Annotated in this window: 27 protein-coding genes and 1 tRNA gene; 15 read left to right on the top strand and 13 right to left on the bottom strand. The window is 61.6% G+C overall.

Annotated features, from left to right (window positions below; genetic code table 11):
* Positions 1-2 precede the first annotated feature (2 nt).
* Both FZX13_RS06095 and FZX13_RS06100 read left to right on the top strand, forming a co-directional pair.
* Complete coding sequence (locus tag FZX13_RS06095; RefSeq protein WP_226408451.1) at positions 3-641, top strand: lecithin retinol acyltransferase family protein; 639 nt, start codon at positions 3-5, stop codon at positions 639-641.
* Positions 642-664: 23 nt separating this feature from the next.
* Positions 665-2,521 carry a DNA polymerase III subunit gamma/tau gene (locus tag FZX13_RS06100; RefSeq protein ID WP_226408453.1) on the top strand — a complete coding sequence of 619 codons (1,857 nt, stop codon included), beginning with the start codon at positions 665-667 and terminating at the stop codon, positions 2,519-2,521.
* A gap of 55 nt (positions 2,522-2,576) precedes the next feature.
* Here the strand turns inward: FZX13_RS06100 and FZX13_RS06105 are convergent, their stop codons facing one another.
* Entirely contained in the window at positions 2,577-3,896 is a 1,320-nt protein-coding gene (locus FZX13_RS06105; protein WP_226408455.1) for a glycosyltransferase family 2 protein, read from the bottom strand.
* A gap of 23 nt (positions 3,897-3,919) precedes the next feature.
* A complete protein-coding gene (locus FZX13_RS06110; protein ID WP_226408457.1) occupies positions 3,920-5,479 on the bottom strand; it encodes a SpoIID/LytB domain-containing protein in 1,560 nt (519 codons plus the stop codon).
* 57 nt (positions 5,480-5,536) lie between these two features.
* On the opposite strand from FZX13_RS06110, the gene rpmI reads away from it, so the two are divergent.
* Genes rpmI through FZX13_RS06125 form a run of 3 tightly spaced genes read left to right on the top strand, consistent with a single transcriptional unit; the run spans position 5,537 to position 6,666 of the window.
* Positions 5,537-5,734 carry a 50S ribosomal protein L35 gene (gene rpmI / locus FZX13_RS06115; RefSeq protein ID WP_006852081.1) on the top strand — a complete coding sequence of 66 codons (198 nt, stop codon included), beginning with the start codon at positions 5,537-5,539 and terminating at the stop codon, positions 5,732-5,734.
* Between the two features lie 56 nt (positions 5,735-5,790).
* Positions 5,791-6,138, top strand: coding sequence for a 50S ribosomal protein L20 (gene rplT / locus FZX13_RS06120; protein WP_011363098.1), 348 nt, complete (start codon positions 5,791-5,793; stop codon positions 6,136-6,138).
* A 9-nt stretch (positions 6,139-6,147) separates the two neighbouring features.
* Positions 6,148-6,666 carry a tetratricopeptide repeat protein gene (locus FZX13_RS06125; protein WP_226408459.1) on the top strand — a complete coding sequence of 173 codons (519 nt, stop codon included), beginning with the start codon at positions 6,148-6,150 and terminating at the stop codon, positions 6,664-6,666.
* Between the two features lie 12 nt (positions 6,667-6,678).
* On the opposite strand, the gene FZX13_RS06130 is transcribed toward FZX13_RS06125, so the two are convergent.
* Positions 6,679-7,224, bottom strand: a complete 546-nt coding sequence (locus tag FZX13_RS06130; RefSeq protein WP_226408460.1) for a hypothetical protein — start codon at positions 7,222-7,224, stop codon at positions 6,679-6,681.
* Positions 7,225-7,275: 51 nt separating this feature from the next.
* On the opposite strand from FZX13_RS06130, the gene FZX13_RS06135 reads away from it, so the two are divergent.
* From FZX13_RS06135 to FZX13_RS06150, 4 genes are all read left to right on the top strand, one after another.
* Positions 7,276-8,094 carry a thiazole synthase gene (locus tag FZX13_RS06135; protein WP_226408462.1) on the top strand — a complete coding sequence of 273 codons (819 nt, stop codon included), beginning with the start codon at positions 7,276-7,278 and terminating at the stop codon, positions 8,092-8,094.
* A 92-nt stretch (positions 8,095-8,186) separates the two neighbouring features.
* Positions 8,187-8,360, top strand: a complete 174-nt coding sequence (gene psb34, locus FZX13_RS06140) for a photosystem II assembly protein Psb34 (RefSeq protein WP_115094672.1) — start codon at positions 8,187-8,189, stop codon at positions 8,358-8,360.
* A gap of 73 nt (positions 8,361-8,433) precedes the next feature.
* Positions 8,434-9,630: an NAD-dependent epimerase/dehydratase family protein gene (locus FZX13_RS06145; protein WP_226408464.1), complete on the top strand. Its 1,197-nt coding sequence runs from the start codon at positions 8,434-8,436 to the stop codon at positions 9,628-9,630.
* 13 nt (positions 9,631-9,643) lie between these two features.
* Positions 9,644-10,789, top strand: coding sequence for a glycosyltransferase family 1 protein (locus FZX13_RS06150; RefSeq protein WP_226408466.1), 1,146 nt, complete (start codon positions 9,644-9,646; stop codon positions 10,787-10,789).
* Here FZX13_RS06150 and mrdA read toward each other — a convergent pair.
* The 6 genes from mrdA to cbiD are packed head-to-tail and all read right to left on the bottom strand — an operon-like array spanning position 10,786 to position 16,983.
* Complete coding sequence (gene mrdA / locus FZX13_RS06155; protein ID WP_226408468.1) at positions 10,786-12,573, bottom strand: penicillin-binding protein 2; 1,788 nt, start codon at positions 12,571-12,573, stop codon at positions 10,786-10,788. The two genes, FZX13_RS06150 and mrdA, sit on opposite strands and share 4 nt — an antisense overlap.
* A complete protein-coding gene (locus FZX13_RS06160) occupies positions 12,570-12,956 on the bottom strand; it encodes a hypothetical protein (RefSeq protein ID WP_226408470.1) in 387 nt (128 codons plus the stop codon). The genes mrdA and FZX13_RS06160 overlap by 4 nt, the downstream gene beginning before the upstream one ends.
* 9 nt (positions 12,957-12,965) lie before the next feature.
* Entirely contained in the window at positions 12,966-13,577 is a 612-nt protein-coding gene (locus tag FZX13_RS06165; protein WP_226408472.1) for a hypothetical protein, read from the bottom strand.
* Positions 13,578-13,634: 57 nt separating this feature from the next.
* Positions 13,635-14,258 (bottom strand): sulfotransferase, encoded by a 624-nt coding sequence (locus FZX13_RS06170; protein ID WP_226408474.1) that lies wholly within the window; start codon positions 14,256-14,258, stop codon positions 13,635-13,637.
* The gene (gene guaA / locus FZX13_RS06175) at positions 14,258-15,844 is read right to left on the bottom strand and encodes a glutamine-hydrolyzing GMP synthase (RefSeq protein WP_115094678.1); all 1,587 of its coding nucleotides are present in this window, start codon (positions 15,842-15,844) and stop codon (positions 14,258-14,260) included. Before guaA ends, FZX13_RS06170 begins: the two co-directional genes overlap by 1 nt.
* A 32-nt stretch (positions 15,845-15,876) precedes the next feature.
* Positions 15,877-16,983 (bottom strand): cobalt-precorrin-5B (C(1))-methyltransferase CbiD, encoded by a 1,107-nt coding sequence (gene cbiD, locus FZX13_RS06180; RefSeq protein ID WP_226408476.1) that lies wholly within the window; start codon positions 16,981-16,983, stop codon positions 15,877-15,879.
* A 38-nt stretch (positions 16,984-17,021) separates the two neighbouring features.
* On the opposite strand from cbiD, the gene FZX13_RS06185 reads away from it, so the two are divergent.
* Together FZX13_RS06185 and FZX13_RS06190 are read left to right on the top strand one after the other, a co-directional pair.
* The gene (locus tag FZX13_RS06185; RefSeq protein ID WP_226408478.1) at positions 17,022-18,170 is read left to right on the top strand and encodes an alanine--glyoxylate aminotransferase family protein; all 1,149 of its coding nucleotides are present in this window, start codon (positions 17,022-17,024) and stop codon (positions 18,168-18,170) included.
* A 32-nt stretch (positions 18,171-18,202) separates the two neighbouring features.
* A tRNA-Gly gene (locus FZX13_RS06190) sits at positions 18,203-18,274 on the top strand.
* Between the two features lie 351 nt (positions 18,275-18,625).
* On the opposite strand, the gene FZX13_RS06200 is transcribed toward FZX13_RS06190, so the two are convergent.
* Both FZX13_RS06200 and FZX13_RS06205 read right to left on the bottom strand, forming a co-directional pair.
* Positions 18,626-18,844, bottom strand: coding sequence for a hypothetical protein (locus FZX13_RS06200; RefSeq protein WP_226408480.1), 219 nt, complete (start codon positions 18,842-18,844; stop codon positions 18,626-18,628).
* Between the two features lie 38 nt (positions 18,845-18,882).
* Entirely contained in the window at positions 18,883-19,206 is a 324-nt protein-coding gene (locus tag FZX13_RS06205; RefSeq protein WP_226408481.1) for a chemotaxis protein, read from the bottom strand.
* Positions 19,207-19,289: 83 nt separating this feature from the next.
* Between FZX13_RS06205 and FZX13_RS06210 the strand changes: the two genes are divergently transcribed.
* The 3 genes from FZX13_RS06210 to FZX13_RS06220 all read left to right on the top strand — a co-directional run bounded on the left by FZX13_RS06210 (position 19,290) and on the right by FZX13_RS06220 (position 20,615).
* Positions 19,290-19,802: an AbrB family transcriptional regulator gene (locus tag FZX13_RS06210; RefSeq protein WP_226408484.1), complete on the top strand. Its 513-nt coding sequence runs from the start codon at positions 19,290-19,292 to the stop codon at positions 19,800-19,802.
* A gap of 32 nt (positions 19,803-19,834) precedes the next feature.
* Positions 19,835-20,233, top strand: a complete 399-nt coding sequence (locus FZX13_RS06215) for a DUF6554 family protein (RefSeq protein WP_226408486.1) — start codon at positions 19,835-19,837, stop codon at positions 20,231-20,233.
* Positions 20,234-20,333: 100 nt separating this feature from the next.
* Positions 20,334-20,615, top strand: a complete 282-nt coding sequence (locus FZX13_RS06220; RefSeq protein ID WP_226408488.1) for a hypothetical protein — start codon at positions 20,334-20,336, stop codon at positions 20,613-20,615.
* Here the strand turns inward: FZX13_RS06220 and FZX13_RS06225 are convergent.
* On the bottom strand, positions 20,570-22,120 hold the full coding sequence (locus FZX13_RS06225) for a DEAD/DEAH box helicase (RefSeq protein WP_226408813.1): 1,551 nt from the start codon (positions 22,118-22,120) through the stop codon (positions 20,570-20,572). The two genes, FZX13_RS06220 and FZX13_RS06225, sit on opposite strands and share 46 nt — an antisense overlap.
* A 215-nt stretch (positions 22,121-22,335) precedes the next feature.
* Here FZX13_RS06225 and FZX13_RS06230 point away from each other — a divergent pair, with 215 nt between their 5' ends.
* Complete coding sequence (locus FZX13_RS06230; RefSeq protein ID WP_115024739.1) at positions 22,336-22,731, top strand: HNH endonuclease; 396 nt, start codon at positions 22,336-22,338, stop codon at positions 22,729-22,731.
* 3 nt (positions 22,732-22,734) lie between these two features.
* On the opposite strand, the gene FZX13_RS06235 is transcribed toward FZX13_RS06230, so the two are convergent.
* Positions 22,735-22,902, bottom strand: a complete 168-nt coding sequence (locus FZX13_RS06235; protein ID WP_170951219.1) for a hypothetical protein — start codon at positions 22,900-22,902, stop codon at positions 22,735-22,737.

Raw genomic sequence — 22,902 nt, forward strand, 5'->3', positions numbered from 1 at the left:
CCTTGGCTGCCGCTGACCACCTGGAGGTGCCGCGTCAGCACGGCCTGTTCAACCATCACGGCATCGACCTCGGCGACGGAACCGTCGCCCACTACCTGGAGGGGCGTGAAATCCTGCGCAGCCCGTTGGAGGAGTTCAGTCGAGGTCAACCACTGCGGGTGATCAGCCATCCCGGTGCTTCGCCGGTGGGGGTAACCCTGCGCCGGGCCATGGGGCGCCTGGGTGAACAGGATTACAACCTGCTGTTCAACAACTGCGAGCACTTCGCCACCTGGTGCAAAACCGGGCGCCATCGCAGCGGCCAGGTGGACTCGGTGCTGGAGCGGGGACGTCACTGGAGCGGTCTGATGTCTTCCGCCCTGATGCGTGGGCTGGAACTCCTGGTGCAACGGGGCCTGCTCGATGACGATGCCCGCGCGATGGCCAGGCGGGGTGTGGAGAAACTGGAACGCCTGCGCCTGTCGCTGCTGGGCAAATTGGAGGGCCTCCTGGAACGGGCAGGAGATGGGACGGACCGCCGGCTGCTGCTCACGGGTCAGAGCCTTGCGGATGAGCTGGCGGCCGTGGAAGACCTCAAACAACGAATTGATGCCCTGTTGGAACAGCGCCCCGCGCTGCCAGGCTCCGAATCCTCTGAGTAATCTCCTTTCAACGCTCGCGGCGCATGAGTTCGGCCTACCAGCCGCTGCATCACAAATACCGGCCCCAGCGCTTTGATCAGCTGGTGGGTCAGGAGGCGATCGCCGCCACCCTGGGCCACGCCCTTACCAGCAATCGGATTGCCCCGGCCTACCTGTTCAGTGGCCCCCGCGGCACCGGCAAAACCTCCAGCGCCCGCATCCTGGCCCGCTCGCTCAATTGCCTGAACAGCGACGGGCCAACGCCCGAACCCTGCGGCACCTGCGAGCTGTGCAAAACGATTGCCGCAGGCACAGCCCTGGATGTGATCGAGATCGACGCCGCCTCCAACACCGGTGTCGACAACATCCGTGAACTGATCGAACGCTCCCGTTTCGCACCGGTGCAGGCCCGCTGGAAGGTGTATGTGGTGGACGAGTGCCACATGCTCTCCACCGCAGCCTTCAACGCCCTGCTGAAAACCCTGGAGGAACCACCTCCACAGGTGGTGTTCGTGCTCGCCACCACCGATCCGCAACGGGTGCTGCCAACGATCCTCAGCCGCTGCCAACGCTTCGATTTCCGGCGGATCCCGCTCGATGCCCTCAACAAACATCTGAGCTGGATCGCCGAACAGGAAGCGATCGACATCAAACCCGAAGCCATTCACGTGGTGGCCCAGCGGTCCCAGGGAGGCCTGCGGGATGCGGAAAGCCTTCTGGACCAACTGAGCCTGCTGCCGCCACCGATCGAAGCCGCTGCGGTGTGGGATCTACTGGGCGCGGTGCCCGAACAGGAACTGCTGGAGCTGGTGGGGGCCATGAGCAGCGCCGAACCGGTGCAACTGCTGGAGGCGACCCGCAACCTGCTGGACCGGGGCCGGGATCCTGGGGCCGTGCTGCAAGGTCTGGCCGGAATGCTGCGGGATCTGGTGCTGATGGCTGCCGCTCCAGATCGGCTGGAGCTCACCAGCGTTTCGCCCCAGTTCCGCGATCAGCTACCCGCCCTCGCGAAGACCATGGGCAGAGCCCACTTGCTGCAATGGCAAGCCCAACTGCGGGGCAGCGAGCAACAACTGCGCCAAAGTGTGCAACCTCGGCTTTGGCTGGAAGTGCTGTTGCTGGGGTTGCTGGCGGAACCGGTAGCTGCTCAGCACATCACCGCAGCCCCGCCCAAAACACAACCAGCGACGACACCAGCAATCGCTGTGACTCCGATCGCAGCTCCAGTGCCAGCTCCCGCCGCCGCACCAACCCCAACCGAGGCACCGACCGCCAGTCCAAAACCGGCACCTGCGGCATCACCGGAACTGCCAACGGTCTCCAGCCCTGCGCCGTCGCCCAGCACCAACCTGCCCGAACTGTGGCAACAGATCCTTGGCAGCCTCGAACTGCCCTCCACCCGGATGTTGCTCTCGCAGCAAGCGCAACTGGTGCGACTGGATGCCAACCGCGCAGTTGTGCAGGTGGCTGGCAACTGGATGGGGATGGTGCAGAGCCGGGCATCACTGCTGGAACAGGCGGTGGCCACAGCTCTCGGTGGCTCGAGGCAGCTGATCCTGGAAGCCAGCAACAGCGCCATGCCACCACCGATCACAACACCGCCGATTGCGACTCCACCGATCGCAACTCCGCCGATCGCAACACCGCCAGCAGCAGTCGAGCCTCCAGCACCAACACAACCGGCACCGGCACCTGCTCCAACACAACCGTCACCAACATCAGCTCAGCCTGTTGCACCGGAACTGCCGCGCACGCAACCCGAGCCGGTGCAACCAAAGCCGGCACCTGCTCCAACGGAAACCAACCCTCAACCCAGCCCACCTTCAGGCCTGGATCGTCAGGCCCGCAATCTGGCGGACTTCTTCAATGGTCAAGTTCTCGACGTTGATGAAATCAGCTGAAGTGAAGGCGGGTGATCGGGCTCCCACCTAGGGCACGCAACAAAAAGGGGCTGCGTCAGGCCTGTACCGGATGGTCATGGCCGTGGCTGGTTTTGGCCCAAACCAAACGTTTTGGGAGCAGCGACATCCGCAACGTCACCCAGGGAATCACCACAAACCAGTGGCCCAGGTAGGCAATGGCCACCAGGAGATTCACCGGGCCCGCGGTTGGAATCGCCGGCCCCGCGCTCCCACTGCGACAACCACGCCAAAACGCCAGACCCGAAACGCTGAACGCCACCACCGACAAGGGCCAGTACACCGGAACGCTTCGGGTGATCAAAGCCGCGCAAAGGTCAGCGAAAGACACCACCGGCAGGGCGTATTGGAGCAGGAAAAACGCCATCAGGTCCCAGCGCTGGCGAACACTGAGCTGGGCCGACGTCAGCACCGGCCAGTAATCGAAGAAACGCTGCAATCCTCCTTCCGCCCAGCGTTGCCGTTGCTTCCACAAGGCCTGGAGACCGGGGACTGCCTCTTCCTGAACCGGGGGGTCCCACAGCAGTCCTACCAAAGCCCCATGGGTCAACAGGCGGAAGCTGAGATCAAGATCATCGGTCACGGTGTCTTCGTTGAAACCGCCGCTGGCCTCCAGCACCGAACGCTTGATCAACTGGCCGTTCCCCCGCAGCTCTGCCACACCTCCATTGGCCAGACGCCCCGACTGGATCACCGCATCCAGGGCCATCTCCATCGCCTGGGATCGGGTCAGCCAGTTGCGATCTGCATCAATCACGGCCTTGCGCAGCTGCACCGCTGACCAGCCACCATCGAGCGCGTAGGGCACCAGGCGCTCGAGCAGGTCCTCCTGCAATTGGGCATCCGCATCAAGCACCAGCAGCCAATCGCCACTCAGGCGATCCAAGGCGGTGTTGAGAGCACCCGACTTGCCACCACCGGCATTGCGCTGGCGATGGATGACATTGAGTCCCGGGTGCTCGGCAGCCAGGTTGTCCAGCAACTCAGGCGTGCGATCCACACTGCCGTCGTCGATCACCCAGGTGGTGAGTTGTCCGGATGGATAGCGCAGCGATGTGAGGCGTTCCACCAAACGCTGCACCACAGATTCTTCGTCCCGGGCGGCCACCACCACATCCAGGCTGGGAAGCTGCCCCGGATCCATTGCCGGGACGGCATCCGCTGCACCACGTGTCAGCTGCCCACGCATCACGGAACGCAAGCCATACCCGCCAAGCATCAGAGCAAGACTGATGGCAGGCCAGAGCGAGCGGGCAGGGTCAAGCCAATGGGGAGCTGCACCAGCGCATCCACAAGCGAACAGGAACGCGGCCGACTTCACCCGTCGGTGATCACCAGAGGTGGCGTTCGAGCTCATCCAGCTGCCCAGGTGGCAGGACTTTAAGGGGACTGCACAACTGTTGAGAGCGGGCCGTAGACAGTCCCTGGGTAGTAATGGCGCAGGATCCGCTCCACAGACCAGCCCCGCCAGGCCAAATCGATCGCACCCGCCTGCGACAAACCGGCCCCATGGCCGAAGCCACCGCCCAGCACCAGCCAGCGTTCAGCCCCCTGAGGCTCCAGCACAAACAGGGTGCTGGGAAGTGTCCGGAGGGTGCGACGGATGGCATCCAACCTGAGGGTGACCGGTGAAGCATCGCCGCTGCCGGAAATCTGCAACGCCAGCACACGGCCGCTGGCACCCCGCTCCAGAACCTGCAGCTGCAAGGGAGAAGCCAGCGGTTCTGCCGCTGCTCCGAGGGCCTGACGCAGACTCTGACCAGAGAGGGTTCGGGTCCAGCGGAAGCGGGGGTGCTGCTGGCCATAGGCCCCGGAGCGATCCGCCAGCAACGCCTGCACCGCCTGGCGCTGCTGCAGCGGCAAGGGATGACGACTGCTCCAGCCCTCATCCCCATCCGGTTTCGGACGCAGGTAGGTGGTGGGCTGCATCGCCCAGGCTTCCGGGCCGGCGGCCATGATCCCGCCATTGGTGGCGTGATACACCGCACTGATCGGTTGGTTATTCAGGCTGAGCAACTTTCCCTGGGTGGCCGCAATCGCTTCGCGCACAGCAGCTCCCGCATGGCGGGGATCGCTATAAACCTGGCACTGGGTGTCACTGCAGAGGTGATAGCCATCGATGCTGAAGCGATGGCTATTCGCCAAGGCCCAGGTGCGCGCCAAAACGGTCTGGGCCTGCAACGCTGCCATCGGTGAACCGGCTCCAATCTCATGGGGAACCACCCCCTCCAGATAACGCTCCACCGGCACTTGCTCCACCAGGGACCAACTGCCGTAGGCATCCCGTTGCAAGCGGAAGGGACCCTGAAAGCGTCCACCTGCCCAGAACAGTCCATCGGACGCCTCAATCGAAACAGGACCCTGCAACGTGCGTACCCCCTCCGGCGTTTGCAATACCGGTTCGACGGTGCTGGTGAGCGTGCCTTGCCAATCGCGCACAGCGAGACCCTCTGGAACCGGGCCCCCTTCTGGCGCCCAGACCTCCCATTCCCCGGGATGGGCGACCTCCGCTTCAACTCCCAAAGCACGCCAACGGGAGGCGACACGATCCGCCGATTCAAAGCTGGCGTAGGGGCCTGCAATCCGGCGGGCCAACGGAAACGGAGTGCCCAAGGGCACGCTTCGCCAGGTGATCGCAAAATCCGATCCGCTGCGTTGCTCCCCCGTTGCATCCCGAAGGGTGAGCGATCCTGAGAAGGCACGGAGATTCAGCGGCGCCGCTGTTGCAGCGGCACCCAGATGGTCCTCCAACGCCACCCAGAGCACCGGTTCAGGGCCCTCAATCGGCGGTGGGTCAGCGATGGAGCGGTGGGTGGGGAGCTGAATCGGTTCAACGGCAGCAGGCTCGACCGCGGCGGGTGACTGAGTTGCAACGTCTTCACGGGCCTTGCAGCCCAGACCCATACAAAGAAGCAATGTGAGCGTCAGGAACCGAATCATTCCGTGGGGGGCACGTCGGGAAGTATTGTTGTCGTTTGTGCCCGAACGAGCAGACCAATGCCCAAGCTGAAGACCCGCAAAGCTGCCGCGAAGCGGTTCAAAGCAACCGGCACTGGCAAATTTCTGCGTCGTCGCGCTTTCCGGAACCACCTGCTGGACCACAAAACCCCTAAGCAGAAGCGTCATCTGGCCACCAAGGCTGTGGTGGATCGCACCGATGAAGAGCGCGTGACCCTGATGATGCCCTACGCCTGAGCAAAGCTGCTCAGACGAGACCGTTCAACAAGACCTGATCCAACCCTTCCAACCTCATGGCCCGCGTCAAGAGAGGCAACGTCGCCCGTAAACGCCGCAACAAAATTCTGCGGCTGGCCCGTGGCTTCCGTGGTGGCAACGGAACTCTGTTCCGCACAGCAAACCAGCGGGTGATGAAAGCCCTCTGCAATGCCTATCGCGATCGTCGTCGTCGCAAGCGCGACTTCCGTCGCCTCTGGATTGCCCGTATCAACGCAGCCGCTCGGTTGAATGGCGTGAGCTATAGCCGGCTGATGGGCGGACTCAAGAAGGCGGATGTGCGCCTGAACCGCAAGATGCTGGCTCAGCTAGCGGTCGTTGACCCAGGCAGCTTCACCAACGTGGTGGCTGCAGCCAAGAGCTGATCTCCAACTGTGAACCTGCTGCCCCAGACCTACCTGCTGGGCCTGGTCGGCCTACTTGCCATCGTTGCGGTGGTGGTGGGCCGACAATTTTTTCGTGTGCGACGTGACGAAGCACGACTGATCGAACTCGAAAAATCTGACACGGCCTCATCTCGGCAGGCATCGGATCTTTATGAGCTCGGATCCGTGCAACTGCGCAAACGGCTGTACCCACAAGCGGCTGCCACCCTCAAGCAGGCACTGAAACGCCTGAGTGGTGAACCAGATGAGGCTCGCGCGCTGATTGAAAATGCTCTTGGCTTTGCTCTGGCTGCGCAAAAGGACTATTCCGGTGCCACCAAGCACTACAAGCTGGCGCTGAAGGCCAAAAAGGACTATCCCGTTGCCCTCAACAACCTGGCTTTTGCCCAGGAAAAGTTGTTGGAAGACACTGAGGCGATCTCGCTTTATGAGCAGACACTCAGTATCGAACCTGAGAACGCCACAGCGAAGAAAGGGCTGAAGAAACTCAAGCGTCGGATGAACTGAAGGGTGATTACATCACCAAAGAGGCTGAACGGGAATCTCGTCTTGGCAGCTGCTGGTCATCGCAAGACGACCGCCAACCCCGGTGCTGGGGTTGGCCACATTCACCAGGCGAGGAGCCTGCCAACCGGTGGGACTAAAACCTTGCAGGCCGAGGAAGACACCTCCGGGCTCGAGGCCAGCGATTAAGGGATCCGCCAAGGGAATGAGATCAAGCTGATCCGACTTGGCGTGCAAGTTGCCCTGAACCGGTGTGGTGACGGACCCAAAGGTCATCGTTCCCCGTATATCAACCATCTGGCCCAACGCCGTCAGTTGGGTGATGTCCAAGGTGACATCAACGGTGGAATTGCCATCAAAGGGTTCAAACGTGCCGCACCACTGGCGGGGCAACGATGCAGCCAGATCTCCAGCACGTGCCACCGGATCAAAGCTCTCCACGTCTCCCTCATCGATTTCCAGAGGAACCGCAAGCTGAATCGGATCCAGAGGCAGCTGAGGATTGGTCTCAAACGGCACCTGGCTGCCAACCGGGAGATCCATGGCAAGCAGGAACGGCATGGAAGACGATGGATGATGAGGGCACGGTAGGCCCTTTTGCTCACGCGCGTAATGGATTTGCCCTCCCCCACATCCGACCCCCTCACCATTGGCGGGCGTCAGTTCAACAGCCGTCTGTTCACGGGCACCGGCAAATATCCATCAATGGCCTTGATGAAGCAGAGCATCGAGCGATCCGGCTGCGACATGGTCACGGTGGCTGTTCGACGGGTTCAGGCTGTGGCCGCAGGCCATGAGGGCCTGATGGAAGCCATCGATTGGAACCGAATCTGGATGCTGCCCAACACCGCGGGCTGCACCGATGCGGAGGAAGCGGTGCGTGTCGCCAGGCTTGGACGGGAACTGGCCAAGCTGGCGGGTCAGGACGAGAACAGCTTCGTCAAGCTGGAGGTCATTCCCGACACCCGGCATCTTCTGCCCGATCCGATCGGCACCTTACAAGCCGCAGAACGCCTGGTGAAGGAAGGCTTCACGGTGCTGCCTTACATCAATGCGGATCCCTTGCTGGCCAAACGCCTGGAGGAGGTCGGGTGCGCCACGGTGATGCCCCTGGGCTCTCCGATCGGCTCGGGCCAGGGCCTAAACAACGCCGCAAACATCGGATTGATCATCGAAAACGCCCGTGTTCCAGTGGTGGTTGACGCAGGCATTGGCGTGCCCAGCGAAGCGGCGCAGGCCCTGGAGATGGGAGCCGATGCCGTCCTGGTCAACAGCGCTATCGCCATGGCCGGAGACCCTCCAGCGATGGCCGAGGCCATGGGTCAGGCAGTGCTCGCGGGGCGGACCGCCCACCGCTCCGGACGCTTGCCGCGGCGGGACCAGGCCTCCGCCAGCTCACCGACCACAGGCATCGTGCAGTCGGCACCATGAGATAAAGAGACGTGAAGTGAGGTGAAGCCTGCTTCACAAAGCCAGGCAATAAGCAATTGGACTCATAAGGTCCGACCAGTCGCATCAGACCCATGTCGGTCACCACGGAAGACGGCGGTCGTCTCAATGCATTCGCCAAGGAGCCACGCATGGAGGTGATGGATGTTGCCACCAGCCAGAGCCGCAACCGCAGCTCGATGATGATGCTGGTGACCGGTGGATTGCTCGTGGCCGGCATGGTGGCAGTGACCGTCGCCATCAGCTGAGACGGTCCACGCTGAAATCCCTGTAGTAGCTTGCCAGGAGTGAGCGTCACGCTCGTTCCAGAAGGAGTTTGGGGTGAAAGTTCTCGTTCTCGGCGGTGACGGCTTCTGCGGCTGGCCCTGTGCGGTGAACCTGGCGGATCAGGGCCACGAGGTTCTGATCGTCGACAACCTCAGCCGTCGCAAGATCGATATCGACCTTGAAGTTGAGTCGCTGACGCCAATCGTGAGCATCGGTGAGCGCCTTAAAGCCTGGGAAGAAACCGGCGGCAAGCCGATGCGCTTTGTCCACATGGACATCGCCCATGAGTACCAACGCCTGCTGGATCTACTGCTGGAAGAACGGCCAGATTCTGTGGTCCACTTCGCTGAACAGCGGGCCGCGCCTTACTCCATGAAGAGCAGCGCCACCAAGCGCTACACGGTTGATAACAACGTCAACGGCACCCATAACCTGCTGGCCGCCATCGTTGAAAGCGGTCAAGAAATTCATGTGGTGCACCTCGGCACCATGGGCGTCTATGGCTATGGCTCCCACCGCGGCGCCACCATCCCTGAGGGCTACCTGAAGGTGGAAGTGCCCCAGCCCGACGGCAGCCGCTTCGAGGAGGAGATCCTCCACCCGGCAAGCCCAGGCAGCGTTTATCACATGACCAAGACGCTCGATCAGCTGCTGTTCCTCTACTACAACAAAAACGACAAGGTCCGCATCACCGACCTGCACCAGGGCATCGTCTGGGGAACAAACACCGACGCCACCGACCGCGACCCGCGGCTGACCAATCGCTTCGATTACGACGGTGACTACGGCACCGTGCTTAACCGCTTCCTGATGCAAGCCGCCATCGGCTATCCGCTCACCGTTCACGGCACGGGAGGCCAGACGCGCGCTTTCATCCACATCCGCGATTCCGTGCGCTGCGTCCAGCTGGCGCTGGAGAACCCTCCGGAACATGGCGAGCGGGTGAAGATCTTCAACCAGATGACCGAAAGCCATCAGGTGGGCGAATTGGCCAACAAGGTGGCTGCTCTCACTGGTGCTCAGGTGAACAACCTGCCCAACCCCCGCAACGAGGCTGTGGAGAACGATCTGATCGTTGACAACCGCTGTTTCATCGAGCTGGGCCTCAACCCCACCACCCTCGACGACGGTTTGCTGAAGGAAGTGGTGGAGATCGCAACCCGCTACGCCGACCGTTGCGACCGCAACCGCATCCTCTGCACATCCGCCTGGACCAAAACTCAAGCCCAGGCCATCGGCTCCGCATCCTGAACAAGCTTCATCCTTGAAAGTCGCCTTCTTCACCGAAACCTTCCTGCCGAAGGTCGATGGCATCGTCACCCGTCTCACCAAAACGGTGAAGCATCTGGTGGAAGCCGGCGATGAGGTGGTGGTCTTCTGCCCGGAAGGTTGTCCGGATGAGTACATGGGAGCGCGGCTGATCGGCGTTCCGGCGATGCCGCTTCCTCTCTATCCCGAACTCAAACTGGCGTTACCTCGCCCAGCGGTTTCGGAAGCGATCGATGAATTTCAACCCGATCTGATCCATGTGGTGAACCCAGCAGTGCTGGGCCTCGGTGGCATCTGGCTCGCCAAGAACAAAAACATTCCCCTGGTCGCCAGTTATCACACCCACCTGCCCAAATATCTGGAGTATTACGGCTTGGGGATGCTGGAGCCGCTCCTGTGGGAAATGCTCAAGGCCGCCCACAACCAAGCCCTGCTGAACCTATGCACCTCCACCGCGATGGTGAAGGAACTGAGTGACAAGGGCATTCAGCACACCGATCTCTGGCAACGGGGCGTGGACACGGAGCTGTTCCGTCCCGAACTGCGCAGTTCGGGACTGCGCCAACGGCTTCTGGGTGGCCATGACGATCGCGGTGCCCTGCTGCTCTATGTGGGCCGCTTGTCAGCGGAAAAGCAGATCGAACGGATCCGACCGGTGCTGGAAGCCCTTCCCGAAGCACGCCTCGCCCTGGTTGGGGATGGTCCCCACCGCCAGCAACTCGAAAAACACTTCGAAGGAACCGCCACCACCTTCGTCGGTTACCTCGCCGGGGAAGAACTGGCCGGGGCCTACGCCAGCGGCGATGCGTTTCTGTTCCCCTCCAGCACGGAGACATTGGGCCTGGTGCTGCTGGAAGCCATGGCCGCCGGTTGTCCCGTGGTCGGCGCCAACCGTGGCGGAATCCCCGACATCATTACCGACGGCGTCAACGGCTGCCTGTATGAGCCCGACGGTGCGGATGGCGGCGCGGCCAGTCTGATCGAAGCCACCCGTCGCCTGCTGGGGAACGATCTGGAACGCCAGGCCCTGCGCAATGCAGCCCGTGAAGAAGCGGAGCGCTGGGGCTGGGCTGGTGCCACCGAGCAACTGCGGACTTACTACCGCAGTGTGCTGTCAACAGCCCAACTCACCGCTGCCTAACGCTGACGGGTCCTCTCCCACTCAGCCAGCACCTTCTTGGCCATCGGCAGGGCGTGAACGGATCCACCGCCAGGGGTGTTCTGGGCAAAGGCCACCACCACAATCTTGCCGTCCGGATAGGGGGCAAAGCAGCCGAACCAGGCGTGATCAGGGCCTCCAGTGCTGTCCTCGGCCGTTCCAGTTTTGCCGGCCGCCGGAGGAATGCCAGGACCATTGAGGCCGGCACCGGTTCCGGCCTCCACCACTTTGCGCAACCCCTCACGGATCGTCTGCAACGTGGACGGATGAATCGCCACCTTGGAGCGATGCTCGGGGCTCATCCAGTCGATGTCACCGGCCGCAAGGTGCGGTGTCACGAGCCAGCCGCCGTTAGCGAACACGGCGTAAGCACGAGCCAGTTGCAGGGGTGTGATCTGCACCACTGACTGACCGATGGAAGCGCTGGCCATGTCTTCAGGGATCCAGGGGCTGGTGCCGGGATCAGTCCAGCCGCGGCCTCGAGCCGCCCAGTCTTCATCCCCAACCAGCCCAACGCTCTCTTCCCAACCGATCTCAATGCCGGTCTTCTGCTGAAAGCCGAGCTGATCAGCCGCTTGTTTCAGGGCCTTGGAGCCAACCCCAACCCCTACTTGATAGAAGAAGGTGTTGCTGGAAAAGCGCAGGGCATCGGCATACCCGATGTGGCCGAACCCAGCGCCGTTGTGATCGGGGAAGCAGTGGCCGCCGTAGGTGATGCAGGCCGTGGTGTGCAACTTGGTGTCGGCCGGGAATTTGCCGGACTCCATACCGGCCATCGCCGTCACCGGCTTCCAGGTGCTGCCGGGGTCATAGGGATTCATGGCCCTGGAGAGCAACGGTTTCTTCGGATTGGAGAAGAGGGCGTCGTACTCCTTCTGGGTGGTGATCAGCTTGGAGAAAAAGTTCGGATCAAAACTGGGACGACTAGCCAGGGCCAGCACTGCACCCGTCGCGGCCTCAAGCGCCACCACAGCGCCACCGGGCTTATCCGCCAGAGCCTGCTCCGCCACGCGCTGCAGATCCAGGTCGAGGGTGAGCACCAGATCCTCTCCCGCTTCGGAGGGTCGATCGCCCAGGTTGCGCTGCACCTCTCCCATGGCATTCACCTCCAACATCTGACCGCCCCACTTGCCACGCAGATGGCTCTCGTAGGCCGCTTCAACTCCGGTGCGACCAATGCGGTCGCGGATCTTGTAGTCCTTCTCCGCCAAGATCTCGAATTCGTTTTCCGTGATCGGCTGGGTGTAACCGAGGGCGTGGGCTGCCAGGGTTCCATGGGGATAGGCCCGCAGGATGTCGACATCCACCTGGGCGCCCCGCAGTCCCAAGGCCTGTTCCTGGAACCGCAGCACCTGTTCCGGCTTGAGATCCAGGGCCAGAGTGGTGCGGTAACCATCCCGATCCAGACCCTTCTGACGGCGCTGATCCAGCAGATCAGGCTTCAAATTAAGCAAACGTGCCAGGCGATCACGCAGATCAGGCCAGTCGGCATCGCTGACTAGACGCGGCTCGAGATACAGGGAATAGGTGAGCTTGCTTGTGGCCAGCACCCGCCCTTTGCGATCGAGCAAGCGACCGCGGATGGGCGAGCGGGGCACGAGACGGATCCGGTTTTCATCCGCCAATTCGCGGAAGCGCGACCCCTCCAGCAGCTGCATCCACACCAAGCGACCGACCATGGCGCTGCAGAACAGCAGCACCAGCGTCAGCAGCACGAGGGGTTGCTGACGCAGACCGGTCTGCCGCTGCTGTGCGGAACGGGTCATCCCTGCTGCGCTGGCAAGCGACGGCGCAACTCCTCAAGACGCTCTTCAATCCGCCGCAGGGTCGGCATCAAGTCGTCGGGGTCATCCTGGCGTTCATTGACCGTTTCCGGTTCATCGACGGAAACCGAGACAGGCATCACCGGGTTGCCCAGCCCGGGGCTCACAGCATCCAGCTGCTCTCGAACATCACGCGCCACGGGCTCACCCTCCTGGCGCAGCTCGGCGATGGGGTCCTCCGACCCCGCAGTGAACACCTCCACCACCTTGCCGGGGCCGCCCTGCCGGGCCCGTTCCAGCACGGCCAGCCCCACGGGAAGCACGTCTTGCATCAGCGACAGACGCAACTGGTCGAGCGGGTTTTCGGAGCTGGAATCAGCGGCCATGGGGCCAGATCAACGGACCCCAGTCTGTCCCGAAGGAAGGGCCAATGTCGGACAAGCGGAACGGTTCGCCGCCAGAGACCAGCCCAACACCCCACTCAGCACCATCAGCATCACCAGAGGCACCAGTGCTTTCTGGGTGGTGTCCAGCAGGATCCACTCGCGCCAGGCGCGCCAGAAGCGGCTTCGCTCAAAGCGCCGATGCTCTCGGGTCTGATCCCGCTGACGCCGCCGGATCGCCTTATCCACCCAGCGCTCGAAGGCCCGCTTCTTGGTGATCGTCATCTTGCGTTCCACTTCGAGCATCTGCCCGGAACCCAGCTCGGGATGGAAGGTGCTGATCAACTCCAGACTCTTGAGGAACATCTCAACGGCGCCATCGTGGACATCGATGCCGTGATCATCCAGCTGACCCCAGTCGAGTTCGGGGTAAAAACGGCTGCGGTTGGTCGTGATTTGATCCTCGGTCAGCTGACCGGGTTCCCGCAGCCAGCGATCGGTGTTGCTGTCGAACCGCCGCCAATAGAGAAACGGGTTCAAATAAATCGTGCGGCCACCCAGCTGAATGCTGTCCTGCTGCAAGCGGCGCTGCAGCTGAACGTCCTGCTGTTGTGTCGCCGTCATGTCCCAAAGGCCGGTGGCCCAAGGTATCGGCGATGCAGGGCCGTCGCCAGCCGTGGATCAACCTGTTGACGGAGAGGATCTCGCCCCGGCATGGGGCAACACCTTGCCGCGGATCCGGTAACCACGACGCCGCAGAAAACGGCAAAGGTCAGCCTGCTCCGAGGGCACGCTGATGTTGAAGGCGAAGAAGTTGCTGCGTCCGGCGAAATAACGCTTCAGGTCGAGATCATGGCGCTGCCAAGCCTCTTCCCAGTGCTGGCGCAAGTCCTCCAGCGTCAAGGAGGGATCGTCGAAGGCCCGACGCATCCGATCCAAGTAGTCAATGGCGTACATGCCCTTGCGGTGGTTCATGCGGGAGTCCACCCAGCGGCTCACATCACGCGTGTTGTAAATGAAGCAGGAGCCTGGGTACTGCAAGTCCAACAGAGGGAACAGACGGTAGGCGTAGAACTCACCACAGAGCTCCATATCGGTGTACCCGCAGTAGCCATCCACGCCATCCAGCAGAGGCTTGGAAAAGGTGAAATTGGCCTGGATCCGACGGGCCAGGCGCCCCTTGTCGTAGTGGATCGAGCTGTAGCCGTTCTGCCGCAAAAGCTTGTGGAACGACCGCGTGCCGCACTTGTTGTGACCAATCAAAAAAATGCGACCCGGCTTGGGCCGCAACCAATCCCACGCCATCACTCCCACTCAATCGTGCCGGGGGGCTTGCTGGTGATGTCGAGCACCACCCGGTTCACCCCCTTCACCTCATTCACGATCCGATTAGAGATGGTCTCCATCAGGTCGTAGGGAAGACGCGACCAATCGGCGGTCATGCCGTCTTCGCTGGAGACACAGCGCAGAACGATGGGCCAGGCATAGGTGCGTTTGTCGCCCATCACCCCGACAGACCGCACCGGCAGCAGTACCGCAAAGGCCTGCCAGATGTCGTGATAGAGACCAGCTTCCTTAATTTCCTCGCGCACGATCAGATCCGCATCACGCAGACAATTGAGCTTCTCGTCGGTGACTTCACCGAGGATGCGAATCGCCAGTCCAGGGCCAGGGAAAGGATGGCGGCGCACGATCTCTTCAGGCAGGCCGAGGCTGCGCCCCACCTTGCGCACTTCATCTTTGAAAAGTTTGCGCAAAGGCTCCACCAACTTGAACCGAAGATCCTTGGGAAGACCGCCCACGTTGTGATGGCTCTTGATCTTCACGGCCACCCGCTCGCCAGTCTTGGGATCGACGTTGGTGCCTGCGCTTTCAATCACATCGGGATACAGCGTTCCCTGGGCCAGGTAATCAAAGGGTCCGAGCCGCTTGCTCTCCTCTTCGAAGACCCGGATGAACTCGGTGCCGATGATTTTGCGTTTCTCCTCTGGATCGGTGATGCCGTTGAGCTTGCTGATGAACCGCTGTCGAGCATTGATGTACTCCACATGGATATTGAACTTGCGGTCGAAAAAGTCCATCAGAAATTCCGGCTCGCCTTTGCGCATGAATCCCTGATCGATGAACATGCAAGTGAGCTGATCACCGATCGCCTTCTTGAGCAGAAAGGCGAGGGTTGATGAATCGACCCCACCGGAGAGCGCCAACAGCACGCGCTTATCGCCCACCTGCTCCCGCACCAGGCCAACGGCCTCATCGATGAAGGCCGCCGTGGTCCAATCCGGATCACAGCCGCAAACGTGATAAACAAAATTGCGGATCAGGGCCATGCCGCAGGTGGAATGCACCACCTCGGGGTGGAATTGCACCCCATAGAGCTTGCGTTGCAAATGCGCCACCGCCGCTTCAGGGGTGTTGGCCGTGTGCGCCAAACGCACAAACCCCTCTGGAAGGGCTTTCACCGAGTCGCCATGACTCATCCACATCGTCGATCCGTTGTCGACATTGGTGAGCAGATCCGTCGGGTCATCCACCTCAAGGGGCGCCTTCCCATATTCAGCCTTGCCCGTGGCGGCCTCCACAACGCCACCGAGCTGCTGCACCATCAGCTGCATCCCATAGCAAACCCCCATCACAGGAATGCCCAGATCCCAGATGCCGGGATCACAGAGCGGCGCGTGTTCCGCATAAACGGAACTGGGGCCACCGCTGAGGATGATCCCCTTCGGTTGCATCCGGCGCAGTTCCTCCGCCGAGGTGCTGTAGCCCAACACCACCGAGAACACTTCGGTCTCGCGCACGCGCCGGGCAATCAACTCCGAATACTGGGAGCCGAAATCAAGGATGACGATGGCCGGCTGACGCTGACCGTCGGACGAGGGCTGGGACATCGATCCTGATAAGTACCGCTCTTAGACGAGCGTCAATCCCTCAGCGTAAAGAAGCGCTTCTCCCCCTCCGGTCCCCACCAGCGCAGGGTCCGGCTCCGGTCGAACAGAGCAGCACCGATCCGCATTGACCAGTCGCCGTAGCGAGCGACATAGGACTGACTGCGCCGCTCCACCATCGCGGCCAGATGCTGCCCGAGCGCTCTGGATTGATCAGCACCCAGAGCCTGGAAGGCCTCCTCAACGGAGGCGGCACCACGCAGTTGCAACAACTGGTCTGCAGACAGGCCGATATCCAGCCCCAGCGACACCAACACTTCCAGACGGCCATCCGCCAGATGGTGATGGGTGTGAAAGATGCCGCCAGCCAACTTGATCAACTTGCCGTGGTAACCGAGCAGCAGCAGATCGCGAACACCGGCTTCCGCCGCGGCCACCAGCACCGGTCCCAGCCAGTTCCCCACCTTGAGCAAGGGCCCCAGACCCCGCTGGCGGGCGAGGTCCAAGCCGTTCTCACCAATCACCAACACGATGCGTCCCTGAAAGGACGGATCCGAAGCGAGCGTCCCCAGATCAGCAAGCACCTGCTGCAGCTGATCCGGAGCCGCGCTGCGCTGCACCTCCGCTTGTGTGCCGATCAACGCCAAGCCATCCACCACCCCAAACGCGGCATTGCTGGTGCGTTGGGCCAGGGCACGACCCAGCGGAAGAATCGGCTGCACCACTAGGCCCCGACCGGGCGGCAACAGGGGCAGCAGATTCCGCTCCAACAGCTCACGGGCGAAGCCTGACAAACAAGCCTCTCCCGCAGGACCGACGCGGCCAACACCTTCTCCTGCCTGCAGATCAAGCATCGGCTGAGATGCGCTGATCCAGGCCACCCGCACCCAGATCTCAAGATCCCGCGTCAGATCCAGACCAGGCCCAGGATCACAGCGGCTGATCCCCAAGGCTTGATCAGTCGCCAAGGGAGCCGCAGAGCAGACAGGCACCTGCAGCGACGGTTGATCTGGCCCCTGGCACAACTGCTGTTCCGGATCAAACGCCTCGCCAAGCAACACCTTCAGGGCTGCCTTGGCCGCCCCCGCCACCCACACCGGCAAGGTCAATCCTGGGCTGGAGGGGGCGATGGGACTGGACAAGCTGTTTTCTAGAGTCGCCGATTGGCATCCCCCGCGCCATGCAGGACAAGCTCACCCTGATGATTCCGGGCCCCACGCCGGTGCCGGAAACGGTGCTGAAGGCCATGGGTCGACACCCCATTGGCCACCGCAGCGGGGAATTCCAGGCCATCGTGCGGCGCACGACTGAACAGCTGAAGTGGCTGCATCAGACCACCAGCGATGTGCTGGTGATCACCGGCAGTGGAACAGCTGCCATGGAAGCGGGAATCATCAACACCCTCAGCCGCGGAGACAAGGTGCTCTGCGGCGACAACGGCAAGTTCGGGGAACGCTGGGTCAAGGTGGCCCGCGCCTACGGACTGGACATGGAGGTGATCAAAGCGGAATGGGGCCAGCCCCTCGACCCAGAGGCCTTCCGCTCGGCTTTGGAAGCCGACAGCGCCAAAGCGATCAAGGCCGTGATCCTCACCCACTCGGAAACCTCAACGGGGGTGATCAACGATCTGGAGAGCATTGCCCGTCACGTGAAGGCGCACGGCACGGCCCTGACCCTGGCGGACTGCGTCACCAGCCTCGGTGCCACCAACGTCCCCATGGACGACTGGGGGCTGGATGTGGTGGCCTCAGGCGCGCAGAAGGGTTACATGCTCCCGCCTGGCCTGAGTTTTGTGGCCATGAGCGCACGGGCCTGGGAGGCCTACGAGCGCTCCAATCTGCCCAAGTTCTATCTGGACCTGGGCCCCTACCGGAAAACAGCGGCGCAAGACAGCAACCCCTTCACCCCCGCGGTGAATCTCTATTTCGGCCTGGAAGCAGCCCTGGAGATCATGCAGAAGGAGGGGCTGGAGGCGATCTTTGCCCGGCACGCCCGCCATCGCGCCGCCGCCCAAGCCGGCATGAAGGCAATGGGCCTGCCCCTCTTTGCTGCTGAGGGTTGCGGCAGCCCGGCCATCACCGCGGTGGCCCCCGAAGGCATTGACGCCGAACAGTTGCGCAAAGCCGTGAAGGAAAAATTCGACATTCTTTTGGCTGGTGGTCAAGACCACCTGAAAGGGAAGGTGTTCCGAATCGGGCATCTCGGCTATGTCTGCGACAGGGATGTGCTAACCGCCGTCGCTGCGATTGAAGCCACCCTTCAATCGCTGGGGCTGCACAAAGGCAGCATGGGTGCAGGTGTCGCTGCAGCTTCTACTGCGCTTGGCTAGAACACAGGTGGCGAGAGCGATCTCGCCTCATTGCGGATGTAATTCAGTGGTAGAATGTCAGCTTCCCAAGCTGAACGTCGCCGGTTCGAATCCGGTCATCCGCTTCAACGAATTCCAAGTGAATCTCAAGAACGAGGCTTGATTAATTGAAGGACTTGTGGTCCAGCGCATCCAGCACGACGTTCGTGGCCCAAAGCTTGCAGAATGAAAGAACCCGCTTCATTCATTCGGCCATCTTCAGCGCACTCTCGTGCTTTGACGAACAAAGCTTGAGCCGCTGATTCGTGATTTTGACGTTGTTGAGTCGTCTCGGAATGTTTTGTTTTTGTGAGTGTCAGGGTCAACGTTCGAGTTCCCTTATCAACAAAATATTAGCTCTGATTGATATTCAGACCATTCCATCGTCGATCAGCATCATTGCCGACTAACAGCCACTGGTGCCGTTGGCCTCAGAGTCAAGTACCAGGTTCTTCAGCGTTGCCCCCAAGATCGGCAATCCGATCGCGAAGTTGACGACAGCGGACTTGATCGCCGCGCGCTTCAGCAAGAGCCAGAGCAAATTCCAGCTTCTCGAGCTGATGGCCACCTTCAACGAAGCCTGACCGGGTCCAAATGGTCATGCCGTGCAAGGTGCGAGAAGCGCAAGCATTGGAGGCAGGGATGGTGATGGCCATAGTTGCCTTTCTTTTTATTTTGGCACCGGGTGCCACCCCTATGCGACATCGCGGGTCACATCTGAGCCATCCTCATGACCCCAGGAGTCGTTCTGGAATGCCTCCTCCGGCATGGAGGCTTCCGCCACAGGAGCGGTGCTGTCCAACAGCTCACGCGTTTCACGCAACAGGGCTTCCACACCCTCCAGGGTGGAAATCTCTTCGTCAGGGACAGCATTCAGCTCCTTCTGCTGCTGGCGCAGCTGAAGCTCAAGCGCTTCCTGACGCTGTTCCAATTTCACCAAACGCTGCGACAAGGCAGTGATGGTTTGAGCGAGATCTTCCGCTGTGCGGGTGATCCGAAAGGACACGGAGGACGTCATCTTCGAAACCTGGCGGTTGCGCTGATAACAACACAGGAGCGCCGCTGTCTCAAGATCAAGCAGACATGACGCGATCGAGACCGATGCCACCATTGGCAACGCTGGCGCTGTATTTACTGGCTGGAACCGCCATCGGACTGCTGGCTCTACTCAGCGGCATTCCCGCTGCACCCCTGGCGGGAGCCCTGCTGGGTGCTGGCATCGTCAGCATGAGCGGTCAACTGGAGACAGCGACCTGGCCAACGGGAACGCGCACGGTTCTTGAGATCGGCATCGGCACCGTGATCGGTACTGGCCTGACGCGGGCATCCCTGAGTCAACTGCAACTCCTGTGGAAACCAGCGGTTCTGATCACCCTGGCGCTGGTGCTGACGGGAATCGTGGTGGGACTCTGGACCAGCCGCTTGCTTGGCATTGATCCAATCGTGGCCTTGCTCGGAGCAGCGCCGGGGGGCATCAGTGGCATGAGCCTTGTCGGTGCGGAATTCGGCGTCGGTGCCGCGGTGGCCGCCCTCCACGCTGTTCGGCTAATCACAGTGCTGCTGGTGCTGCCCTTAGTGGTGCGACTGATCGTGCCCTCGACAACAGGAGGCTGATCGATACCTTGAGGCAACTCACAACCGTTGTCATGGCTCCCATCAGGTCATCGCTGGTTCTGTGCACCGCGGCCCTGATCGGTGCGTTTGGCAGCGTCAGCCCCGCCTTGCAAGCAGCAGAAGCCACAGACGAGAAGGGCGCCAAGATTTATTGCTACATGCGTTCCAGCGGCAACGACCACAAGGTCAGCTGGAATGCCGCCTATGCCTTGATCAAGCGCCAGGGCAGCAGCGTGTTCAAGACATCTCCAGAGCACGCCTCGGTCATGATTACGGAAGCCGTCGTCAAGGACCCCGGCAATTTCCCCGACTGTGGCCAGTTCCTTGGTGATCTGTTCGGCGGGAACACACAACCAGCCACCGCCGCCACCCTTGGAAACTCCTCATCAGTCGCCGAAAGCGCCGACGACACCACGCGCTACAGCTACTGATCCCTCAGTGGTTCTGGTTCTGACTCTGCTATCTGGAGTGCTGCTTGGTGGATGCCAAGCAAAACAACCATCGAAGCCTGTTAATGCCCCCACACCACTGGTGACCAGTTGCCTGGGAGACTTCCAGATGGATGACCTGAAACTGATGGTCGAACGCTGCGATGAGGCCATCGTCCAGACGCCAGATCAAGCCGATTTGCATCGGGACCGCGCGCTTGTCTTCACTCTGCTTGGCGATCAAGCCAGAGCTTGCAATGACGTCGACGTGGCGCTGTCGCTGCTCAACCGCTCCAGTCAGCCAGTCGATCCGATGTTGCTGCACGAACTCCAGGTGCGTCAGACCACCTGCAAACAGTCACGCACCATGGCTGGGAGTGATTGACGTTGCAGCGTCAACCGGCGAGGCCCCAACAACACCTCAATCCGTTCCGCCTTGCTGGCCAGCAAACCATCCACCAGCTGATCCGCTGCGCCGAGCTGTAGCCAATGGCAGGTGAGGCCATCCCCCATGCCGAGACGATGACAGCGGTCTTCCGCTTGTTCGAGGTCGCCTGGCGTCCAGGGGCGTTCCAACAACACCACATGTCGGGCACGGTGCAGGGTGAAGCCAAGGGCACCGGTGCCGAAGGTGGCCAGCAAGCAATCGTTTTGACCCTGCTGAAACCGATCCACACTCACCTGGCGTTCGGCAGGCCGTTGGCGACCGGTCAACAACTCCCCCCCGATGGTTTGCTGCAACAGCTGCAACGGGGCCACAAAGCCACTGAACAGCACCACCGCCTCCCCTTGCCGACGCAATGACTCCACCAGGTGCTGGGCCGCCGGCAATTTGAATTCCGCTGCGATCTGGCGCATGGAGGTGAGCAAAGCCAGGGGCTCGGCATCCCGTCGAACCTCCCCGAGACGGGCTCGACGCCGGTAATCATCCAGCACCAGACCGACACGATGATCAAAGCCCGTGCGCTCACCCTCCGACAGATCCACAGGGTGAAGACGTCGCTGCTTGGGAGGCAGGTCCACGACCTGCTGCTTGCGGCGATGCAAGATCAGCGGGCGACTCAGACGCCGCAGCTCCTCCAATTGACTAGCACCGGACGCCTGCCAGCGTTTCCCGGATCGACTCTCCCTCCAGTGACCCTGGCAATAACGCTCCTCGAACCGTCGCTGATCCCGCGCAATCGGATGGTCCATGGCAGCGAGCAAGGGATACAACTGGGAAGGGCGACCGTTCTTCATCGGCGTTCCCGTGAGCATCCAGATCGCCCGCAGACGGGGATGACGCGCTAGACGCAGCAAAGCAGCCGTGCGCTGCGCCTGAAGAGACTGGGCGTAATGGGCTTCATCCACCACCAAGAGCGTTCCCGCCGGCGGCAGGTTGTCGGGAAGCCGGGCCCAACTCACCAACTCAAGACCAACCCCAAGGGCCTCTGATTCCCGGCGCCAGTGGGGATGCAGCCCGACGGGAGCCACCACAAGCAAGCGCACCTCGGCACAGCGCATCAAGGCGCGGGCCGCCAGAAGGGCTGTGAGAGTTTTTCCCAGACCCATTTCATCCGCCAGAACGGCACCGCGACGGGCCAGGAGCCAACGGGCTCCGGAGCGTTGATGGCGCAGGGGGCGACGACCATCCTGAAGGGCTTCGTCGAGATCCGCTGAAGCCACCAACGTCCGGTGCGGTGGCAGGGGTGGCAGGGGGTGCTGACACCAGTCGAGCCACTCCTGCAGTGCGGAGGTAATGGGAAAACGCCGTCCCAAGGCCTGTTGAAGCGCATCGGCAGACGCCAAGGGGAAATCCCAGCCATGGCCTGGACCGTTCCATCGCCCCCGGGGCTTGATCCGACGCAACTGAGACTGGGTCACCGCATCGAACGGACTGATCACGCGGATCAGACCTGCTGGAGAGAGATCCAGATAACACGTCGATGTGGGTTTTGGCGGCACCAACAGGCCCCCACAAACAATCACTTTAGTGAACTCAGATCGGCGTGCAAGCCTTGAAATCAAGATTCACATCACAGGCGAAGAAACCTTCGAAAGTGCAGCGCTCGACACATTGACTGGCTTTTCGTTCACGGCAGAATCACGACAACCGATGCATTCGGATGCATAACAGGGACGCGGTTTTTCTCGACGAACTCTGTCCCAAATTGCGCGTCCGAAGATGGCGACAGTCGCTTCACACTTTTACCGGTAAAAGTTGCATTTATTGCGGCAAACCTTCTGAATCAATTGATCACATTCATCCACGAGCCAAGGGTGGATTGAGTGTCACCGAAAACTGTGTACCTGCCTGCTTGTCCTGCAATGGACGCAAGTCTGACGCAGATGTTTTCGACTGGTACCGGCGACAACGCTTCTATGACCCACGCCGCGCCATGGCGATTCGCGCCTGGATGGATGGCGACCTCAGGCTGGCCCTGCGCCTGCTCCAATGGGCCCAACCGGATCAGCCTGTCAGCGAGCCTGACGATCTCCCCATCGCTGCCCAAGCCGCCTGAGGCTCACCAGACACGGCAGACATCAGAGGAGTGATGCCGCTCGCAGATGGAGGCCTGAACACTCGGGTCTTCAGGGGCCAGAGCCACCGCACTGGCAAGAAGGGCTGCCGTCAGGATGGCCCGGAGGACAATGCCCCTGGAGCGCGAGCGATGCAAGGACGACGACGTCAC

The sequence above is a fragment of the Synechococcus sp. MU1625 genome (genome assembly GCF_020514205.1).
GTDB lineage: Bacteria > Cyanobacteriota > Cyanobacteriia > PCC-6307 > Cyanobiaceae > Parasynechococcus.

Excerpts from the sequence above, each read along its gene's own strand:
- FZX13_RS06100 (WP_226408453.1), top strand. The coding sequence starts at position 665 with ATGAGTTCGGCCTACCAGCCGCTGCATCACAAATACCGGCCCCAGCGC.
- FZX13_RS06105 (WP_226408455.1), bottom strand. The coding sequence starts at position 3,896 with ATGAGCTCGAACGCCACCTCTGGTGATCACCGACGGGTGAAGTCGGCC.
- FZX13_RS06110 (WP_226408457.1), bottom strand. The coding sequence starts at position 5,479 with ATGATTCGGTTCCTGACGCTCACATTGCTTCTTTGTATGGGTCTGGGC.
- rpmI (WP_006852081.1), top strand. The coding sequence starts at position 5,537 with ATGCCCAAGCTGAAGACCCGCAAAGCTGCCGCGAAGCGGTTCAAAGCA.
- rplT (WP_011363098.1), top strand. The coding sequence starts at position 5,791 with ATGGCCCGCGTCAAGAGAGGCAACGTCGCCCGTAAACGCCGCAACAAA.
- FZX13_RS06130 (WP_226408460.1), bottom strand. The coding sequence starts at position 7,224 with ATGCCGTTCCTGCTTGCCATGGATCTCCCGGTTGGCAGCCAGGTGCCG.
- FZX13_RS06135 (WP_226408462.1), top strand. The coding sequence starts at position 7,276 with ATGGATTTGCCCTCCCCCACATCCGACCCCCTCACCATTGGCGGGCGT.
- psb34 (WP_115094672.1), top strand. The coding sequence starts at position 8,187 with ATGTCGGTCACCACGGAAGACGGCGGTCGTCTCAATGCATTCGCCAAG.
- mrdA (WP_226408468.1), bottom strand. The coding sequence starts at position 12,573 with ATGACCCGTTCCGCACAGCAGCGGCAGACCGGTCTGCGTCAGCAACCC.
- FZX13_RS06160 (WP_226408470.1), bottom strand. The coding sequence starts at position 12,956 with ATGGCCGCTGATTCCAGCTCCGAAAACCCGCTCGACCAGTTGCGTCTG.
- FZX13_RS06165 (WP_226408472.1), bottom strand. The coding sequence starts at position 13,577 with ATGACGGCGACACAACAGCAGGACGTTCAGCTGCAGCGCCGCTTGCAG.
- FZX13_RS06170 (WP_226408474.1), bottom strand. The coding sequence starts at position 14,258 with ATGGCGTGGGATTGGTTGCGGCCCAAGCCGGGTCGCATTTTTTTGATT.
- guaA (WP_115094678.1), bottom strand. The coding sequence starts at position 15,844 with ATGTCCCAGCCCTCGTCCGACGGTCAGCGTCAGCCGGCCATCGTCATC.
- FZX13_RS06185 (WP_226408478.1), top strand. The coding sequence starts at position 17,022 with ATGCAGGACAAGCTCACCCTGATGATTCCGGGCCCCACGCCGGTGCCG.
- FZX13_RS06200 (WP_226408480.1), bottom strand. The coding sequence starts at position 18,844 with ATGGCCATCACCATCCCTGCCTCCAATGCTTGCGCTTCTCGCACCTTG.
- FZX13_RS06205 (WP_226408481.1), bottom strand. The coding sequence starts at position 19,206 with ATGACGTCCTCCGTGTCCTTTCGGATCACCCGCACAGCGGAAGATCTC.
- FZX13_RS06210 (WP_226408484.1), top strand. The coding sequence starts at position 19,290 with ATGCCACCATTGGCAACGCTGGCGCTGTATTTACTGGCTGGAACCGCC.
- FZX13_RS06215 (WP_226408486.1), top strand. The coding sequence starts at position 19,835 with ATGGCTCCCATCAGGTCATCGCTGGTTCTGTGCACCGCGGCCCTGATC.
- FZX13_RS06230 (WP_115024739.1), top strand. The coding sequence starts at position 22,336 with ATGCATAACAGGGACGCGGTTTTTCTCGACGAACTCTGTCCCAAATTG.